Genomic DNA, 16680 nt, shown 5'->3' with positions numbered 1-16680 from the left:
TACGCGGCTACCAAGAGCTAGACCACTTGGTCGCACGGCAAGATCGGCACTTCTCCCGATGAATTCCAGACCGGCTGTCTTGAATCCTGGATATGCCACAACTCCGCCGGGGGGCGGGGACTTCGAGGGGCCCGGACATCCATCCCGAAGTAGCAGGTGGCAGCCCCGCAAGGGGTCACAAGAAGGGGGTGGGGGCGAGAAAGGACGCTCGCGGTCGGCATGCCTTGGGAAGGCAACGAAATACCCCTGCCACGGACCGCGAGCACCCTTTCTCCCCTCCCCACCACATCTCGGGGGGCATCAACATGACTGAACCATCACGGGCGTATGTGCTACGCCCGGTCTCGCGGCCGCAGGCGACTCACCGCCTGATCTGCATCCCGTGGTCCGGCGGCGGCCCTGGCGTCTATCACCGCTGGGCCCGCGAAATGCCGGAAGAGATCGAGCTGCTCACCGTCGTGCTGCCACGCAGCACCGCGTGGCGCGGCGACGAGTACACCGTCGAGATGATCGCCGAGCAGATCGCCTATGACCTGGTCACCAGGTACGGCGACGTCGAATGGTCAGCTTGTTTCGGACACAGCCTGGGCGCCTTGATCGCCTTCGAACTGGCGGTCCGGCTGCAAGCGCAGAACAGGCGGCTGGACGGCCTGATCGTCTCCGGCTCGCGCGCCGCGCACCTCGAGGTGCCAGTTCAGCTGCACCAGCTCGACGACAGCGGCCTGGTGGACGCGCTCATCGACCTGGGCGGCCTGTCGATGGACCTGCGCTACGACGAGAGGCTCTTGAACCGGGTGCTGCCCCGCGTTCGCGCCGACCTGGCCGCCTGCGAGCGCTACCGGCCCGCCGTCGCCGGCGCCCAGCTCGTCCAGGGCTGTCAGCTGCACGCGTGGAGCGCCAACGGCGACTGGTACGCCCCACCGGCCGCGGTGGAGCCCTGGAGCGAACTCGCTCACCCCGGCCGCGCCACGATGCGCCAGTGGGCCGGCGACCACTTCTTCGTCCGCGACTTCGACGTGCACACGGTGCTGGCCGCGCTCGGCTGGCCGCACGACACCGTCCACCCGGACGACGTCGCGGAACTGGAGCGTGCGGTATGACGGCTGTACCTCCGCTGCTCGCCCCGATCTACCTGCGCCGCGCCACCCCGAACGCCGGCCCGGCCCTGCGCTCGATGCTCGCCCGCTGCTCCGCCGAGACGCTGCGAGATCGCTTCCTGGCCACCACCAGCACCGCGTCCGAGGTAGACGAGCTGGTCGAGCTGGTCGGCGACATGAGGTCGGTGACCGCGGTCGAGCTGTACGTGGACACCGTCGTGCGCAGCACCCAGCACGCCACCGTGCTGGCCTGGCAAGACGACCGCGTGCTGGCCGCCGGCTCGATCCTGCCCACCGGGGAGGCCACGGCCGAGGTCGCGCTGATCATCGAAGACGCCTGGCAGAGCAAGGGCCTCGGATCGCTGATGGTGGCCATGCTCGCCGAGGTCACGGCCCTGACACAGCAGGAGTACCTGTGCGCATACCTCGGTATTGGCAACGTCCGCGCCCGAAGGTTGATCACCCGCTTCTGCCCGCAGGCGCGCTGGCTGCACCCCGACGCCGGCGTGGTCGACGTCGTAATCCCCGTCGCCGCCATCAGCGCCGATGCCCTCGACCAACACAAGATCGATTCCACCGGGAGGTGGTCACGATGAGCTTCCTCGAACCGGCCAACGGGCCACGCAACCCCGTCGTCGGAGGCCCCGACCTGCGCCGCGCCGCACAGCAGGAGCACCAGCAGGAGGTCCGGCGCGCTGGCCTGGCCGAGCAGTTCGACTGGGCCACCGTGTACGTCGCGACCGAGCCCGACACCGACCGCATCGTCATCCACAACGCAGGTGACCAGCACTGGGTGCACGCCTACAGCGAGTACGGATTCCTGCCCGACGCCCGCTACGGCCATGACGAGGTGTGGCACCGCCAGCTCAAAGGCGCCGATCTGCGCCGCCAGCTCCCCGAGCACGTCGGAATCGAGCTTGATCACGGACTCCCGCACGCACGCATGATCGCCCGCCCCAAGGTGCGACCGATCGCCCTCGAGGAAGCGGAGTGACGATGCCTGCCACCGACCACCAGACCGAACTGGCCGTCGTCCGCGAAGTGCACGCCTTCTACGCAGGCCACGGCGATCCGCACCGGCTCCTCGCCGCGTTCCGCGAGACCCCCGTACACGTCTGCCGCCAGGTCAGCCCACCCGCCGTGATCACGGTCGAGGTGCCCGGAATGGGCCAGTGGCTGCAGGTCTTCACGACCGTCGAGCACCTGACCAGCGTGACCGGCGCGGACTCCGAGTACATGACCCTGCTCGGCTCCGAGGTCCTCGACCTGCTGCTGCCGGTGCTGCCCGAGGGCCTGGGCGTGATCCTCGACCCGCACACCGCGCACATGATGACGTTCCCGCCGGTCGAGCCCATCGTCACCACCACCCACGCCAAGGTGCTTCCCTTCCCCGGCGGTGAGCGCACATGACCCACCCACCGCACGACCCGCGGCTGTCGATGCTGGCCGGCAGGCTGGCCCGGCTCGCCGACCTCAACGCCGAGGCGGCGTACGTCGTCGCGGGCCTGGTCTCCATCGCCGCGGAGCTCGACATGCTGCCCCGCGTGCCCTCCGGTGACGTGCCCGCAGGACCGATCAGCATTGCCTACTGGGCCACCAGCCAAAGCGTTGACCAGCTGATCAGCGAGGGGGCCCAGCTGCTCGACGCGATCCACCAGGAACGCCTGCGCCAAGCCGGCGCAGCGCAAGATCCGAACGCAACCGGCTACGAGCCCGTCGAGCTCCAGCCGCACCACGTGTCCGAGGTGCCTCGATGAGCGGCGGCTACGGCGTCGACCTCGAAGCCTTGAAAGCGGCCGAGACGGGCATCAAGGACACGCTCGGAGAGCTGCGCCAGGCCGGGTTCCACGGCCAGGAGAGGTCCGGTCAGACCGTCGTCATGTGGAAGCTCGACGTGGACGAGTCCGGCCACCAGACGATCACGGATGGGCTGGACGAGTTCCTCGACCGGCTGCACTGGTGGGTCCGCGGCCTGATCGAGGGCACCGAGGAGTTCGTCACGGCGTTGGCGGACACCCGGTCGACCTACGAGCAAGTCGAAGAGGGCGTCGTGAACAAGCTCAAAGAGCTGGTGGACATGACCGTGGGCAACCCGCTGGGAGAGCAGAAGGCCCCGTCGTCGGAGGCTCCTCGATGAGCAGCTACCTCGACATCGCCGGCGACGTCGAGGAGTTCGCCGGCGCGAAGGACGCCAATGACCTGATCTCCGGCGAACCTGCGGAGATCACCGAATCCGCCACCGCGATGAGCGAACTGGGCGCGGCGATGACTCTCGCCGGCGAAGGCCTGACCAGGATCGACTCCTCGGACTGGACCGGCCAAGCCGCGGACGGCTTCCGATCGCGGATCGCCGGCAAGCCCAAGCAGTGGATGGACGCGGGCACCGCGCTGCTGGAGATCTCCACGGCGCTGACCACCTACCGCGTCGTGCTCGACTCCTCCAAGGACACCGCGGGCCGGGCGCTGCACATGTGGCGGGGTGCGCAGGAGGCGACCAAGAAGTCGATCAGCGAGCACAACGAGCGCGTCAAGGTCTACAACAGCGCCATCGACGCAGGCCAGGACCCCGGTCCCCAGCCCGTCTACCAGGACGCGGGCGAAGCGGGCCGCAAGGAAGCCGAGCGGATGCTGGAGGACGCCCGGCGCCGTGTCACCGATGCCGGCTACGCGTGCGGCCGCGTCATCTCCGGGTGGATCGGCAAGGCGCCCGCCCAACCCGACTGGTGGGACCGCCTCGGCATGAACGTCGCCGATGCCTCCAGCTACGCCCTCACCGGCGCGCAGGACGTCGCAGAGGGCATCTGGGAGGGCGTAAAGGGCATCAACTCGATGGCGAGGCTCGTCAATCCGTTCGACCCCTACAACATCAGCCATCCGACCGCGCAGCTGGAGAACATGAGCAAGCTGGCTTCCGGCTTGTGGAACGGGGTGCAGCATCCGACGGAGTTCGCGAAGACCGTGTTCGACGTCGAGACCTGGAAGGACAGCCCCGGCAAGGCTTTGGGCAAGCTCTTGCCCGACATCGCGCTCGGTGTGGCCACCGGCGGCGGCGGGTTCGCCGGCCGCACCGCGGCCAAGTCCACGGCGGCCGCCGCGCTCGACACTGCGTCGGGCGGGTTGTTCGGCTTGGGACAGGCCGGCATCGGCGGCGTGCGCAAGGTCGGTTCGATGCTCGGCCGCGACGCGACCAAGCTCGGCCACGCCGCAGAGGACGCGGGCCGCGCCGGCCGCAACCTCCCGCACGATCCCGCCCACCCGAACACGACGCCGCTGACCCAGGTGGACAGCCATTCCGCAGGTGTGTTCGAGCAGGTCGGCAAGTCGCTCGGCGACGTCGGCGGCAACCTGCGAAGCCGCATCGACGACCTGGCGGACTGGGCTGCGTCGAGAAAGACCGACACCACCACGGTTTCCGGCGTCACCCCGACGCCGCAACCGCCCGTGCGCCAGCCGCCGCAGCTCGGACACCGCCCCCAGCAGCCTCCTCCACCGGCACGGCAACCGGAGTGGCAGCCGCCCGTGCAGCAACCGCCGACCATCGGCCGCACCGAGCCCGTGGCACCATCACCTCCGCCGACACCCCAGCCGCAGAAGTTCGACGTGGAGGACTGGCAGCGCCGCGCACGCGAGGTCATGGAACAAGCCAAGATCCGCGACGCGCAGCCGAAGCCGTCCACCTCGCACATGCCGTCCCCCGACGCCGCTCAGCGCCGGTCCGCGGCCATCCACTACGCCGAACAGCACCCCGGCATGACCGTGGATGAGGCCGCGCGGATCAACCTGCACCGCGAGGTCACCAACGATGGCTACTACGTCGAACGCGTCGCTGCGCCGGAGCCACCACCGCGCCCGAAGGAGATCGATCGCGACTACCTCCAGGAGGTCATCAGCCAGAACCGACGCCAGCTCGACCACAACCTGCCGAGGGTCGCGGACTATCCAGGCCTTGAGACCCCCGACTTCACGCCCGGCCAGCCCGAGCTGCCGCCCGGCTACAGCCGCACCCCGCCGGCCCACTTCCTCGACGACGCCCTGATCGGAGACGGCGTCGACCCGCGGCACATCATCGATCCGAAGGACATCTACCTGGACCGCCCCGGCCAGCCCGTGGTCTACCGCGACGTCGAGGACTTCTTGGCACCGGAAAACGCGCTGTGGCGCATGGACGACCGCTCTCCGGAGCCAGTCCTGCGTGGTGATGACATGTTCACCCCACGCGACCCGTCGAACCTCAGCGTCGGCGGCCACGTGGGCGGCGCAGGCCGCGGCACCGATGGCGACGCGTACGTCTCGTGGAGCAACAGCCCCGAGCACACCATCCAGCGCAACGAGCGCTGGGCGGGAGAACACTCCCAGCCGATCCGGCAGCCCGATGGAACCTACATCCGGATCCAGTACATGGAAGAGGCATATTCGCGCGGCGGCATCGACGTCAACGCCAGCTACCACGATCTCGGTATGTCATCCGGACACAAGGAAGGGGAAATCCTTACCATCGGCATGCCGTCCGAGAACGTATACCGAGTCTGGCCGCGCATAACCCACTTCGACGCCAACCACAATCTGATAGAGTCCAAACTCGCGGACCCGATCATCAACGAAAAATTTAAGTACCTCGAACAGATTCGAATGCGGGGCAAGGCGTCATGACACAGGCAACACCGGCGGTTCCGGAAATGCACATCGGTGATTACCTCGCGCCAAGCCCTCTGCCGCCGATCGACGAGCGCGAGCGCGAGCGGGCCACCCGCTACGCCGGTCGTCAGCTCGTCTACGGCGACCCCAACCAGCCCGACGAAGCGCCGCTGACCATGGACTACATCGTCGGATACCGCGTTGTCGGAACCGACGGCCATTTCACCGGCGAAGAGTGGATCAACGACAAGTTCCAGCCGCACCCGGTGACAGCCAGAGCCAGCTTCACCAACGCGTTCGAACTCGACGTGTGGCGGCTGGTCGAAGGCTACGCAACCCTGGGCGCGTTTGTCCGGGCCCTTGCCGAAACCGACGTGAAACTCTTCGCGCCCACCCTTCCGGAAAACCCGGAGGAGCTGGCGGTATTCAAGAGCGCGAACGACCTGCCGGTGCTCCGACTGTTCACCTCGCAGCAGCGGCTGCCGTCTGATCACTCGAATTGGTCACGGATATCCGGGATGGAAATACTCACTCGATCCGGCCCAATTGAGCAGCACGACCAGGATAAGAAATTGCAGATCTACATCAATCCGAACAGCTTCCCCGGTTTCATGCTTCCCGCTCACAAGATCGCTGAACTGTGGGCGGAGAACCTGTACTTCGCGGAGATGGCCCAGGCGACCCAGCCCAACACGCTGGAGGCCCCCCAAGCCTGACCATCAACCGCGTGCGCGGGGTATCGCCCGTGAGAACGGCGGTCGGGAGATGCCCCCATCAGTGCCCCGTGACCAGCCCAGCAGCCCCAGGTCACGGGGCACTGACCTATGTCGTTCTGCTCGATCGAGGACGCCGTCCTCGGACTCCCCTGAGGAGAAAAAGCAAAAGTCAATCACCCATATGGAGCAATTGATCTACACTGGGGGTGGGGTCCTGGCAACCACCTAACTGGTTGTCAGGACCTCCACGGCTCCTATTCATCTCCTCCCCAGGGACGCAGGAGCCGCTGCCACCAGTTGATCACAAGTCCCTGGGAGCTGCCATGACCGATGTCGAACTGCACCGCGGCGACGCACTCGAAATCCTGCCCACCCTCGCGGAAGCCTCCGTCGACGCGGTGATCACCGACCCGCCCTACAACAGCGGCGGCCGCACGGCGTCCGAACGCCGGGGCCAGAGCGCCATCACGAAGTACGTCAGCAGCGACAGCGCCATCGCCTCGACGTTCGAAGACTTCCCCGGAGACCAGCGGGACCAGCGCGGGTTCCTTGCCTGGTTGTCCCTGGTGCTGGGCCGCTGCCTGCGGGCGACGAAGCCGGGCGGGCACTTGCTGGTGTTCAGCGATTGGCGACAAGTGCCCGCGGTCTCGGACGCGCTGCAGGTCGCGGGGTGGCTGTGGCAAGGGACATGCGTCTGGCACAAGCCGATCGCGCGACCACGCCGCGGCGGTTTCAAAGCCGCCGCCGAATACATCCTGTGGGGCACTCACGGCCCGTTCGACTCCTCGCGCGAGATCTACCTGCCCGGCATGTTCAGTGCCTCGCAGCCTCGCGGCCGTCAACGCCGGCACATCACGCAGAAGCCTGTCGAGGGTCTGATGGACGAGCTCGTGCAGATCTGCCCGCCGGGGGGAACGGTGCTGGATCCGTTCACGGGTTCCGGCTCGACCGGAGTCGCGGCGGTGCAGTCCGGACGCCACTTCGTCGGAATCGAGATGAGCCGTCACTACCACCAGGTCGCACACCAGAGACTTGCGCTCGCAGGAAGGACAGACCTACAGACAGACAGTCAGACCGACCGCGAACCGGGGCGGGGGAGTTGTTCAGAATCCAAGACTCCTGAGGGGTGACCTCGTACTTCCGCCACTGCCATGACCGCGTTTCCGCCGGTACGGTGCCAGACCGGGAGGACAACGCAATCCCCAAAAAGGCGTGGTGCCCCCGGCTCTTTCGGCTAGCCGGGGGCACCACGCTTGTGAGGGTTACTGCGGTCGATTCAGTTGTGCTCAGGCATCGGTGACGCTCTCGAGGAACCGGCGCCAGCTGACCGCGCTGAACGGCAGCCAGTCGCCCTGTGGGTTCTTGGAGTCCCGGACGAATCCGGGCGTCACCTCGACGCAGTTGCCCCCGTTGGTGCCGCTGTAGCTGGCCTTGAGCCAGGTGCGGCCTCCTTCGACGGTCCTGATCGGCCGCCGGGGGGACGTTGAGGTCATCGTCGTTTCAGCTCCTTCATCACTTCTTCGATCTTCGCCTCGGACCCGAGCGGGTCGAGCGCCTTGGCGACAAGGTGATCCCAGGCGAGGCGGTGAACAGCCAGTGGTGAGGGCTTCTTCGTAACCTCGCCGTCCTCCTGGTCGTTCGCCGTGACGGTCTTGCCGGGCACCTTGTCTTCCATGAACTGTGAGTCGTACTGATTCTCCAGGTAGACCACGCCGGGATCGTGAGACCACGGGAAGTCCATCAGCGTGAAGCTGCCCTGGCTGCCAACGTGAGCCCCTGAGCTGAACGGAATGACGAGGATCGTGACCCGGGGGTACTTCTTGATCACGCTCAGCAGATGCTCGAGCTGGGCGAGGTGGATCATCGGGTTGCCGACCACGCGCCACAGCGCGGCTTCGTCGATAACGGCCCACAGCCGCAGCGGTTCCGGTTGCCGATCAAGAACACTTTGTCGGCCGATGCGCACGCGCTGACGCAGTTCTATGTCGGCGGTGGTCAGTTCTGCTGTACCGCCAGCTATCACAGCCGCGGCGTAATCGGGAGTCTGCAGAAGACCAGGGATGACCAGGCCTTCGAATGCCCGGATCTCCGCTGCGCCGGCCTCGAGCCCGACGAACAGGCTGAACCAGGGCGGGATGGTGCCGGCGGGGAGTTTGTCCCACCAGCCCTTCTGTTTCGAGGCCTTGGCCGCGTTGATGTAGATCGGGTGCTGGTCTTCGGGGATCTCGAACACGCGCAACAACTTCTCCATGTCGTTGACGGAGATGCTGCGTTCGGCGCCTTCGATGTAGCTGACCTTGGTGACGGTGCAGTTGAGCTCCTCGGCCAGGCGGGAGGCGAACCATCCCCGCTCAAGGCGCCACTGCTGCACGGCGAGCGCGTTGAAGCGCCGGAAAGCCACGGGGCTGGTTGGTGCAGTCACAGAAGGCCTCTCAGTGATCAACTCGATCAGGTCACTAGGTCCAGTCTGGCGCGCGAGGCGAGTGGATCTTGCGCATTAACGCCACTGTGAGTAGCGCGCGTGTCCACCCAGATGGGGTCTCGAAGTTGGTAAGTCAAAATCTTAGACTTACCATACTGCGACACGCGGCCCTGACCAGCCAGTCAGCAGGTGCGCACACCGTACTCCCCCCGAAGAACAGCACGGTGAAGCGGCCAGACGGCAGGTCGGAAACTCCCAACGCGTGTCGCAGCAGTCGGGACCGGCGCTCGGTCTCCCCCGCGGAGCGCCGGTTCGGACGCCCTCCCGCGGTGGCTCGGCCGGTTCCTCCCCCCTTGACCGGCCGGGCCGCCGCCTCCACGAGCAGCAGCTGCCTTCGAACGTGATCTGAATCCGGTGCGGAGGCAGCTGCCACCACGACCGGAGAGCCGAGATGTCGCAGCCGAAGCCCCTCACCGCAGCACCTCAAACCGTGTACCAGGCGTCAGATCAGCAGACGCTCGCGAAGCCTCAGCGTCTCCGGCTGACCGACGAGCAGTTGCGCGGAGGACTCGCCGCGATGCGCGCCTGCTGGTTGCCGACCAGGGGCGCCTGATGAGCGCGCTGCCGAACGCCGCGATCGCGGCGACCGAGTTCACCAGCACACGCAGCAGGTCGACCTCGCGCAAGGGTGCGAAGTCGGGCTCGGTGTCGAAGCTGACGACCAAGCGCACCAGCTCGTCGTGGACTGAACCGCCCGCGTGGATGGCATCGTCCTCGGCTTACTGGCGCGAGCACGACTTCGGTCGCGGCGGACGGCCAGCACCCGGTACGAAGCTGATCCTCGCTCTGGCGTCAGGCTTCGGGATCCCCGCCGGAGCGACCTGCGCCAAGGTCCTTCCCTACGACGGCCGCTGGGTGTCGTCGGAGTTTCCGGTGCTGCTCATGCGCCCTAACTTCGAGCCGACCGAGGTCAGTTGGATGCTGTCCGTTCGGCCCGCTCGCAACGGCGACACCTGGATCCTCAACACCTACGACCTGCACGGGTGCAAGCTCGCAGAGGGCGAAGACCTGGCTGGCACTCACGTGACCGGCAAGTTCGACGTCGAGAAGATCGTCCTGCGGGCTCGTCGGCTGCAGCCGGTCGGCTCAGGCGGCGCAGAGTGAGGGCCGCGGTCATGGTGCGCCGGGCCGGTCGGCATGGAGATGACCGCAGCCGCGGAGATCACCCGCTGTTCACGCCATGGATCGAGCCCAGCGCGATTCCCCAGCAGGACGTGAGAGTGCCGGACAAGACGCCGGCCGAACGCACGATGGCCCTTCCCACACTCGGGGCGGACGGCCTGCCGATCGACGTCGCATTCCGCAGCTCCGGCGCACACGCCGCCCCGGAGACCAAAGCGCAGCCCGCCGCGTCGATCCCCACCGTCGCTCGGCACGGCTGGAGCGAGGTCGACAACAAGATCCACGCGATCGATCTCCGCCTTCCCCCCACACAGGGGGACCTGTGGTGGACCGACTGCGACGTGCTCGTCGAACCCATCAAGGAACGCCTGATCAAGGGCCTGCAGCGCGAAGCGTGGTGCCCACGATGCTGGGAGTTCGAGCCCACCGACTCCGGCCCAGGCAGGGAGTAAGCCGTGGGCCACGGGGGAGACGCCTCATCGCACGTGTGCAGCACCTGCGGTGAACTCGGCTGGAAGACCTGGGACGACGCCGCGGCGCACCGCCGCGACGTCCTCGCGCAGTGGCGTCGATCGAATCCCACCGGACCGGCTCCGGCGGTGTCGATCCGCAGCTGCGACAACGACGGCCACTACCACCTCGACAAGAAGCGCGTGACGAACGGAACGAACCTCCGGGTCGAGCGCTGCCCGGTGTGCGGGCTGTTCGCGTGGCACCAGGAAGGCACCACCCCCAAGTGCCGCACGGCCTGCTACCGGCCCAACGCACCCGTACCCCAGTTCTGGTGGCGGAGCCTGCTCAACCCGCAGTCCGGCTTGATTCGCCAGCCCCCCGCGCTCCGCCGCGCTCTGTTCCCCTTGGAAGACAACGCCCACGACGAACTCATGCGTGCAGCCGGGCAGATCGACGCCCTCGCCGCCGTGTTCCTCGACGGCGTCGGCAAGTGCCTGCAACTGGTGGTCGCCTCCAACGCCGGTGACCTGACGCGGGTCCGCGAGATCTCGCTCAGCGTCGACGTCGGCCACGACCCCGCCGCGCGCCACAACATGTGGAGGTACGCGGCGCTGATGCAGGGACTGGCGGCCGGTCGGCTGCCGCTGCGCCCGTACTGGGACGTCCACGCCCTACTGCACCAGGTCGCCGTTCCCGCCACGGCCTCCATGCTGCTGCGCCGGGTACAGGTCAACAGCACGTTGCCGTTCGTGTGGCAGCTGGTCGGAGCCGTCCTGTGAGCGTGAGCTACGCGCCCGCGCTGCGTAACGGACTGGCCGTGTTGATGCTGCTGGCCGTTCGCAAACAACCCATGTCCGCCGCCCGGATCATGGCCGAACTCGACCTTCCCCGCAGCACCACCTACCACTTGCTGTCCGAGCTGCAGCTCGTCGGCCTCGTCGACCACCTGCAGAAGAAGCGCCAGTACGTCCTGGGCCCTTCCGCCGAACTGCTCGGTGACGCCTACCGCCAGAACAACATCACGACAGATGACCAGACCGACAGACAGACACCTGACTGACTGTCCATGCTTCCGCGTTCGCACCCGATGACCTGCGGTGACAACGCAGCCGCACACGTTCACAACGCGCCAGGAGCCTCAATGCAGCTGTTCGACGACCAGTTCGACAACGCCTTCGGCGTCGAGCTCGGCAGGCTGATCCGCTCCGAGCGCAAGAGCCGCAGATGGACCCGCAAGCAGCTGCGCGCCGCGATGTTCCCCGAGCTCGACGACGACGCCCAGGCCGCCGCCCTGTCCCTGCAGACCTTGGCCACGTGGGAGCTCGGCACCCGCAAGATCACCGCCGCCAAACTCGTCCACGTCTGCACCGCGCTCGGAGTATCCGCCGGCGACCTGGTGGGCCGCGCAGTCGAGCACCTGATCCCGGCCGCCAACGGCCCGATCCTCCTCAACCGCGCAGGACTCTCCGCCTCCACAGATCCCCGTCTTCACCAGCTCAAGCAGTGGGTGGCAGCTCAAAGCCCGCCACCAGAACCAGGAAAACCCCAATCGCCAGTGGTCGAGCTCCCACGCGACGCCCTCGTTCCGCTGGCCAACCTCACCCGCATCCCCACGTCGGAGCTCACCAGCGCTCTGACCGAACTCGTCATCGATCGGAGCTGACCTCCATGTCCGAGCTGTCCTCCCAAGCCAAACGCGTCCTCGCCACGCTGACAGCCCCTCCAGACGCACCGGCCGACGTCGACCTGGCGCTCGTGGTCGCGGTCCTGGACGGCGACGAGGAGACCGCACAACTGGTCTTCGCCGAGCTGCTGCACAACGGCGCACTGATCGAGCACGGCGGCCGGTACAAGGTCGCCGACGTCATCGCGGCCGAAGCCACAAGCACGTGGCTCACCGACCGGGCCGTCATCGCCTGCCGCAAGATCGAGCCGTTCGCTCGCCACCTCTCCCCGGCCTTCGACATCCCGGGCAGCTCGCTGTTCGACACGCGCGCCGACGCGATCAACTGGTTCGACACCAACCACGACGTCCTCATGGCACTGCTGCCAGACCTCATCGAGCGCCAGTGGTTCGAGCTGTGCGCGACCCTCGCCGAAGCCGTGGTCGGCCTGGCCCGCTACACCGGCCGCCAACACGACCAGGAAAGCGCCGCCCAATACGGGCTGCTCGCTGTCAACCGACTGCACTGGAACGCCGTCGCCGTTGCCACGTCGGCCGAAGGCGAACAGCGCGAGCAACGACACCACCTCCGCATGAGCGTCTTCGGAGCCTGGCTCGGCCTCGCGCGCACCAGCCAGGGCGACGTCGACAACGCGCTGAAGGCACTGGCCACCGCCGAAGACCACGCACGCAGAGCCGATGACGACCAGGCCGTCGCCACCGTCCTCAGCGTCCGCGCCATCACCTACCGCGCCGCCGGCAAGACCGCGGCCGCCGAGCAGGAGATCCGCGACGCCCTGGCCATCGACCTCGTCTTCGCCGACCCGCGCCGCATCGCGATCCGCCGGCGCCACCTCGGCAACATCCTGTCCGACCAGCAACGCCACGACGAGGCGTTCACCGAGCTGCACCAGGCCGCCGTCCTGTTCACCAGCCTGGGCGACCCGGTTGGTCACGCGTGCGTGCTCATCGACACCGCGGCCGCCATGCTCGCCGCGGGCCGCTCCAGCGAGTCCTTCACCCCGCTCGTCAACGCCCTCGACGCGCTCAAGCGCTCCGCGGCACCCCGCTACGAGGCCAGGGCCTACGCGCAGCTCGCCCGCTCGTCACGTGCCACCGGCTCCGACGTCGCCACCGCCGAGTACTACGCCGACGCGGTGACGCACTACCGCCTCGCCCACGACAACGCCACCGCCGACGCCATCGAGGCCGAGCGCATCCAGATGCAGCTCGACGGCGCCAGCGACGAAGCACGCACGCTGGCCCAGAAGATCGAGAACCAGTTCGGCATCAGCGGCCCCAACGCCGTACGCATCGCCCTGGCGTGGGAGGAAGTCGACGAGCTCACCACGGTCGACCAGTTCGCGGACACGATCGAGCACGACGGACTCAATGACACCGAGTACGACACCTACGACGTCGTGAAGTTCATCGCGGCCGAGAACGGCTACCGCATCTGACCTGCGCCACAACGCGATCGGCTCCGGACCCTCAGGGCTCGGAGCCGATCGCGTTTAGACGGACAGACGGACAGACGGACATCTGGTCAGAGAGAACAACGGAATCCATCCCACGCGGCGGAGCTCAGCAGAAACGCAGGACCGCAAGGGTTCTTCGAGTCCCGAACAGCCACGCGGCTGTCGACGAGATACGCGACTTCGACGCACTGCCCGCTTTGACCGCCACTGCGCGTGCTCTTACGCCAACTCAGCACGCCCAGGTCGTCAGCGTTGTCGACGTGGTGGCTGGGGACTGTCATTCGCTCATGTCCTTCGTGAGGAGGGTGCGGAGGTGCCCGACGCTGCGCGCCGGACTCAGGGCCCGGCCAGAGAGAAGCCGGAAAGTGTCGAGGTACCGCGCGATCGGCTGCGGCTCGTCGATGTACTGCCCGCCGGCCTGGTTCTCGACGTACCCGACGCCGGGATCGTTCTTGGCAGGGTCGAGCGCGTCCCGGATCGGGTGGGGGGAGTCGTCGAAGCCCATCCAGCTGAAGCTGCCGAGCTGCCCGCGGTGCGCGCCGGCGCTGAACGGCAGGATCTGCAGGGTGAACACCTGAAACGGCTCGTCGTCATCGAGGTTGGTGTCCCGAGGCTCCTGCTGGCCGGTCAGGGCGATGAGGTGCTCGATCTGCTCACGCATCACGTCGACGTCGCCGACGACCCGATACAGGGCCGCCTCGTCGATGATCGCGTGCAGCTTCAACGGCCGCGGCCGGCTCAGCGCCTCCTGGCGCCGCATCCGCTGGTTGACCTGGTTGGCGACCTCGTCCTCGTCGGTCTCGCCGTCCCGGATGACCGCCTCGACGTACCTGCGGGTCTGCAGCAAGCCCGGGATGAACCCGAGGTCGTAGGACACCATCACCGTCGCGCCCCACTCCAGCCCGAGGTACAGGCCGAACCAGCTCGGCACACCGGGAGCGTTGTCCCACCAGCCATGATCGCGGGCCCGATCGCACAGCTCGAGGTACCACTCCAGCCGCGTGCCGCGAACGCCGTAGACGGGCAGCAGCTGCTGCAGGTCCTCGCGATGCGGCAGCACATGGCCTGTTTCGAGATGCCCGACCTTGGCCTTGCTCCAACGCCCCTCGCGGCGGAGCTCGCGGGCGACAGCGTCCTGAGTGAAACCGGCTTCTTTGCGGAGCCGCTTCAACTCACCGCGGAGCCACCGCTGGACAACAGTGGGGGACTCGACGTTCGGCGCGCTCTGCGCAGGCCTCGTCACGGGCGAGCCTCCTGTGCCGGGCAAGGGGGTGCCGCATCATGCTGACCGCGGAGGAACAGGTCACGAGGAGTTACATGAGCGTGCACCCGTTTGGGGGGCGGAGCTAGAGCCTAATTCTTAGGGGCTAACTCGGATGATCAGGGTGCCCGAGCACGTGCGGACGACGACACCGTACCGGCCTCCCTCTGAACGTTGTTGATCACCCCTGCTAGTTGATCACCAGTAGCGCGAACCCTCGCGTCCAGCCCAGCGCCAGAGCAGCCGGATGTGTACCACCAGTGCGACGAACCCGAGGCCGGCTCCGATCAGTGCCTCCTCCTGGGAGTGCACGTCCCGACGCCAGAGCTCGAACAGCCACAGGCCGGCACCCAGCGGCACCAAATAGCCGACCAGGGGAACCACGATGCGCCAGCTCGGACGCGGGCCGATGCGGTGCCACCGCGCGACGCCCAAGCAGAGACGGGCGATCAGCGGCGCGAAGCCGCACAGGCAAGCCCACAGCACCACGTCTGACCGTTCCCTTCCAAAACATCCATCGATCATCGCTGTTCCAGCAGCGCCGCCACAGCACCCAGACGGCTATCGCGCACCTCGGCATCCGTGGGAAACCACGGCTTCGTCGCCTCGTCCAGCGCAGCCCGCAGGACATCGCCCGTGGTCACAATCCGCTCGAGCACCCGCTGACGCCGGCGGTTCACCGAAGCGTTCAGCCCTTGCGGATCCAGCTCGCGCAGCCGCAGCAGCTCGCGCGTGGCCGGCCAGCTCGTCCACCAGGTCGCACGTCGCAGCTGCTCCGCGACGTCGTCCGGCAGGTAGATCCGCAGCAGACCCGTCCAGTCCTTCAACGGGTTGTTCTGCACCCCATACCGACGACCGCGCAGCTCGGCCTGGCCGTCCGGCACGACACGCCATGCCTTGTTCCAGCCACGGAGCTCGAACTGCTCCAGGACATAGAAGGTGATGATCGCGCTCGCCGTGCCGAACGCTTCCCCGCTGTCGAGCAACGCTCGCCTCCTGCGGTTGAACACCCCCAGCGCGGCACGCCTCTTGACCAGCGGGCGGATGCTGTCGACCTCGGCTCGACGATCACGCGTCCACTCGTCGACGAGCTCGGCGTGCCGTGCGGCCGCGAACGCCAGCGCCGCCACCTTGGGCTCCTCGGCCGGCGTCGTGAACTCCGTGCTGATCTTGCCCACCTACCCCTTCGAGAAGAACGACGTCGTGAACCACTGATCGAAAATGCCCTCGTACGCGGGCTGACGCGCCACCAGAAGCGCGCGGTACTGCTCGTGAGCCTCTGACCCCCACCAGGGCGGTCGGAGCCAGTAGCGGCTGTTGTGGACGGCCTTGTACTGGAGCCGCGCTACCTCAGCGATGCCGCGCTGGGCGTCCTCGTGGTGCTCGCCTTCCCGGAGCTCTTCCCAGGTCGTCAGCGCGAGCGCACACAGCGCGCCGCCATGACCGGCCCAGTCCACGCCCACAAGGCGACTGGTGAAGGGGACGGGCCGCGTCATTCGCCAGATCGCGTGTGTTGCACACCGCGCCAGCTCGAGGCGCTCAGGCGGCAGCAGGAGCCGGGCGATCGTGCGGTAGGGCGCTGCCACCGGAACCCAGATGGCGCCGTGCCTTCGGTCGGCACGGGGGACAGTGGGCTGGGGGAGGGAGTCGGGAGCCGACATGAACCACTCCAGCCACGGCGCCGGTTCGCATGCGCAGCTGTGCCCTTGGTGCGGAACGCCGACGATGCCCTGGCAGTACCCGTTACAGCTGGTGAGAGGCTCGTGGTAGTAG

Annotated in this window: 23 protein-coding genes; 16 read left to right on the top strand and 7 right to left on the bottom strand. The window is 67.4% G+C overall.

Features of this window, described 5'->3' with window-relative positions; all coding sequences use genetic code 11:
* Positions 1-92: 92 nt before the first annotated feature.
* The 9 genes from QSK25_RS42345 (at position 93) to QSK25_RS42305 (ending at position 7578) form a co-directional block, all read left to right on the top strand.
* A complete protein-coding gene (locus tag QSK25_RS42345; RefSeq protein WP_352237031.1) occupies positions 93-1100 on the top strand; it encodes a thioesterase II family protein in 1008 nt (335 codons plus the stop codon).
* A complete protein-coding gene (locus QSK25_RS42340; protein ID WP_285647046.1) occupies positions 1097-1693 on the top strand; it encodes a GNAT family N-acetyltransferase in 597 nt (198 codons plus the stop codon). Before QSK25_RS42345 ends, QSK25_RS42340 begins: the two co-directional genes overlap by 4 nt.
* Entirely contained in the window at positions 1690-2091 is a 402-nt protein-coding gene (locus QSK25_RS42335) for a hypothetical protein (RefSeq protein WP_285647045.1), read from the top strand. Before QSK25_RS42340 ends, QSK25_RS42335 begins: the two co-directional genes overlap by 4 nt.
* A 2-nt stretch (positions 2092-2093) precedes the next feature.
* Complete coding sequence (locus QSK25_RS42330; protein ID WP_285647043.1) at positions 2094-2507, top strand: SseB family protein; 414 nt, start codon at positions 2094-2096, stop codon at positions 2505-2507.
* Positions 2504-2854, top strand: coding sequence for a hypothetical protein (locus tag QSK25_RS42325; protein WP_285647041.1), 351 nt, complete (start codon positions 2504-2506; stop codon positions 2852-2854). The genes QSK25_RS42330 and QSK25_RS42325 overlap by 4 nt, the downstream gene beginning before the upstream one ends.
* Positions 2851-3234, top strand: coding sequence for a hypothetical protein (locus QSK25_RS42320; protein WP_285647039.1), 384 nt, complete (start codon positions 2851-2853; stop codon positions 3232-3234). The genes QSK25_RS42325 and QSK25_RS42320 overlap by 4 nt, the downstream gene beginning before the upstream one ends.
* On the top strand, positions 3231-5747 hold the full coding sequence (locus QSK25_RS42315) for a WXG100 family type VII secretion target (protein WP_285647037.1): 2517 nt from the start codon (positions 3231-3233) through the stop codon (positions 5745-5747). Before QSK25_RS42320 ends, QSK25_RS42315 begins: the two co-directional genes overlap by 4 nt.
* The gene (locus tag QSK25_RS42310; RefSeq protein ID WP_285647036.1) at positions 5744-6448 is read left to right on the top strand and encodes a hypothetical protein; all 705 of its coding nucleotides are present in this window, start codon (positions 5744-5746) and stop codon (positions 6446-6448) included. Before QSK25_RS42315 ends, QSK25_RS42310 begins: the two co-directional genes overlap by 4 nt.
* Before the next feature lie 323 nt (positions 6449-6771).
* Positions 6772-7578 (top strand): DNA-methyltransferase, encoded by an 807-nt coding sequence (locus tag QSK25_RS42305; RefSeq protein ID WP_285647035.1) that lies wholly within the window; start codon positions 6772-6774, stop codon positions 7576-7578.
* A gap of 156 nt (positions 7579-7734) precedes the next feature.
* On the opposite strand, the gene QSK25_RS42300 is transcribed toward QSK25_RS42305, so the two are convergent.
* Together QSK25_RS42300 and QSK25_RS42295 are read right to left on the bottom strand one after the other, a co-directional pair.
* On the bottom strand, positions 7735-7941 hold the full coding sequence (locus QSK25_RS42300) for a DUF397 domain-containing protein (protein WP_285647033.1): 207 nt from the start codon (positions 7939-7941) through the stop codon (positions 7735-7737).
* Positions 7938-8849 carry a helix-turn-helix domain-containing protein gene (locus tag QSK25_RS42295; RefSeq protein ID WP_285647032.1) on the bottom strand — a complete coding sequence of 304 codons (912 nt, stop codon included), beginning with the start codon at positions 8847-8849 and terminating at the stop codon, positions 7938-7940. Before QSK25_RS42295 ends, QSK25_RS42300 begins: the two co-directional genes overlap by 4 nt.
* 472 nt (positions 8850-9321) lie before the next feature.
* Here QSK25_RS42295 and QSK25_RS42290 point away from each other — a divergent pair, with 472 nt between their 5' ends.
* From QSK25_RS42290 to QSK25_RS42260, 7 genes are all read left to right on the top strand, one after another.
* The gene (locus QSK25_RS42290; protein ID WP_285647031.1) at positions 9322-9483 is read left to right on the top strand and encodes a hypothetical protein; all 162 of its coding nucleotides are present in this window, start codon (positions 9322-9324) and stop codon (positions 9481-9483) included.
* Positions 9483-10034, top strand: a complete 552-nt coding sequence (locus QSK25_RS42285) for a hypothetical protein (RefSeq protein WP_285647029.1) — start codon at positions 9483-9485, stop codon at positions 10032-10034. The genes QSK25_RS42290 and QSK25_RS42285 overlap by 1 nt, the downstream gene beginning before the upstream one ends.
* Before the next feature lie 116 nt (positions 10035-10150).
* The gene (locus QSK25_RS42280) at positions 10151-10504 is read left to right on the top strand and encodes a hypothetical protein (protein WP_285647028.1); all 354 of its coding nucleotides are present in this window, start codon (positions 10151-10153) and stop codon (positions 10502-10504) included.
* A gap of 3 nt (positions 10505-10507) precedes the next feature.
* Complete coding sequence (locus QSK25_RS42275; RefSeq protein ID WP_285647027.1) at positions 10508-11284, top strand: hypothetical protein; 777 nt, start codon at positions 10508-10510, stop codon at positions 11282-11284.
* Positions 11281-11565 (top strand): helix-turn-helix domain-containing protein, encoded by a 285-nt coding sequence (locus QSK25_RS42270; RefSeq protein WP_285647026.1) that lies wholly within the window; start codon positions 11281-11283, stop codon positions 11563-11565. The genes QSK25_RS42275 and QSK25_RS42270 overlap by 4 nt, the downstream gene beginning before the upstream one ends.
* Positions 11566-11646: 81 nt before the next feature.
* Positions 11647-12168 (top strand): helix-turn-helix domain-containing protein, encoded by a 522-nt coding sequence (locus tag QSK25_RS42265; protein WP_285647024.1) that lies wholly within the window; start codon positions 11647-11649, stop codon positions 12166-12168.
* 5 nt (positions 12169-12173) lie between these two features.
* The gene (locus QSK25_RS42260) at positions 12174-13628 is read left to right on the top strand and encodes a tetratricopeptide repeat protein (RefSeq protein ID WP_285647022.1); all 1455 of its coding nucleotides are present in this window, start codon (positions 12174-12176) and stop codon (positions 13626-13628) included.
* Between the two features lie 86 nt (positions 13629-13714).
* Here the strand turns inward: QSK25_RS42260 and QSK25_RS42255 are convergent, their stop codons facing one another.
* From QSK25_RS42255 to QSK25_RS42235, 5 genes are all read right to left on the bottom strand, one after another.
* The gene (locus tag QSK25_RS42255; protein ID WP_285647021.1) at positions 13715-13927 is read right to left on the bottom strand and encodes a DUF397 domain-containing protein; all 213 of its coding nucleotides are present in this window, start codon (positions 13925-13927) and stop codon (positions 13715-13717) included.
* Positions 13924-14889, bottom strand: coding sequence for a helix-turn-helix domain-containing protein (locus tag QSK25_RS42250; RefSeq protein ID WP_285647019.1), 966 nt, complete (start codon positions 14887-14889; stop codon positions 13924-13926). Before QSK25_RS42250 ends, QSK25_RS42255 begins: the two co-directional genes overlap by 4 nt.
* A gap of 216 nt (positions 14890-15105) precedes the next feature.
* Positions 15106-15393 (bottom strand): hypothetical protein, encoded by a 288-nt coding sequence (locus QSK25_RS42245; protein ID WP_285647018.1) that lies wholly within the window; start codon positions 15391-15393, stop codon positions 15106-15108.
* Between the two features lie 35 nt (positions 15394-15428).
* The gene (locus QSK25_RS42240) at positions 15429-16037 is read right to left on the bottom strand and encodes a hypothetical protein (protein ID WP_285647017.1); all 609 of its coding nucleotides are present in this window, start codon (positions 16035-16037) and stop codon (positions 15429-15431) included.
* 48 nt (positions 16038-16085) lie between these two features.
* A partial coding sequence (locus QSK25_RS42235; protein WP_285647015.1) for a hypothetical protein occupies positions 16086-16680 on the bottom strand: 595 nt, incomplete at its 5' end.

The sequence above is a fragment of the Lentzea sp. NBRC 102530 genome (assembly GCF_030269365.1).
Classification (GTDB): domain Bacteria; phylum Actinomycetota; class Actinomycetes; order Mycobacteriales; family Pseudonocardiaceae; genus Lentzea.
This window is presented reverse-complemented; position numbering and strand designations above follow the sequence as displayed.

Bases quoted from the DNA above. Each gene is read 5' to 3' on its own strand.
- QSK25_RS42290 (WP_285647031.1), top strand. From the start codon at position 9,322: ATGTCGCAGCCGAAGCCCCTCACCGCAGCACCTCAAACCGTGTACCAG.
- QSK25_RS42260 (WP_285647022.1), top strand. From the start codon at position 12,174: ATGTCCGAGCTGTCCTCCCAAGCCAAACGCGTCCTCGCCACGCTGACA.
- QSK25_RS42345 (WP_352237031.1), top strand. From the start codon at position 93: ATGCCACAACTCCGCCGGGGGGCGGGGACTTCGAGGGGCCCGGACATC.
- QSK25_RS42300 (WP_285647033.1), bottom strand. From the start codon at position 7,941: ATGACCTCAACGTCCCCCCGGCGGCCGATCAGGACCGTCGAAGGAGGC.
- QSK25_RS42330 (WP_285647043.1), top strand. From the start codon at position 2,094: ATGCCTGCCACCGACCACCAGACCGAACTGGCCGTCGTCCGCGAAGTG.
- QSK25_RS42310 (WP_285647036.1), top strand. From the start codon at position 5,744: ATGACACAGGCAACACCGGCGGTTCCGGAAATGCACATCGGTGATTAC.
- QSK25_RS42255 (WP_285647021.1), bottom strand. From the start codon at position 13,927: ATGACAGTCCCCAGCCACCACGTCGACAACGCTGACGACCTGGGCGTG.
- QSK25_RS42340 (WP_285647046.1), top strand. From the start codon at position 1,097: ATGACGGCTGTACCTCCGCTGCTCGCCCCGATCTACCTGCGCCGCGCC.
- QSK25_RS42320 (WP_285647039.1), top strand. From the start codon at position 2,851: ATGAGCGGCGGCTACGGCGTCGACCTCGAAGCCTTGAAAGCGGCCGAG.
- QSK25_RS42315 (WP_285647037.1), top strand. From the start codon at position 3,231: ATGAGCAGCTACCTCGACATCGCCGGCGACGTCGAGGAGTTCGCCGGC.
- QSK25_RS42335 (WP_285647045.1), top strand. From the start codon at position 1,690: ATGAGCTTCCTCGAACCGGCCAACGGGCCACGCAACCCCGTCGTCGGA.
- QSK25_RS42265 (WP_285647024.1), top strand. From the start codon at position 11,647: ATGCAGCTGTTCGACGACCAGTTCGACAACGCCTTCGGCGTCGAGCTC.
- QSK25_RS42305 (WP_285647035.1), top strand. From the start codon at position 6,772: ATGACCGATGTCGAACTGCACCGCGGCGACGCACTCGAAATCCTGCCC.
- QSK25_RS42325 (WP_285647041.1), top strand. From the start codon at position 2,504: ATGACCCACCCACCGCACGACCCGCGGCTGTCGATGCTGGCCGGCAGG.
- QSK25_RS42285 (WP_285647029.1), top strand. From the start codon at position 9,483: ATGAGCGCGCTGCCGAACGCCGCGATCGCGGCGACCGAGTTCACCAGC.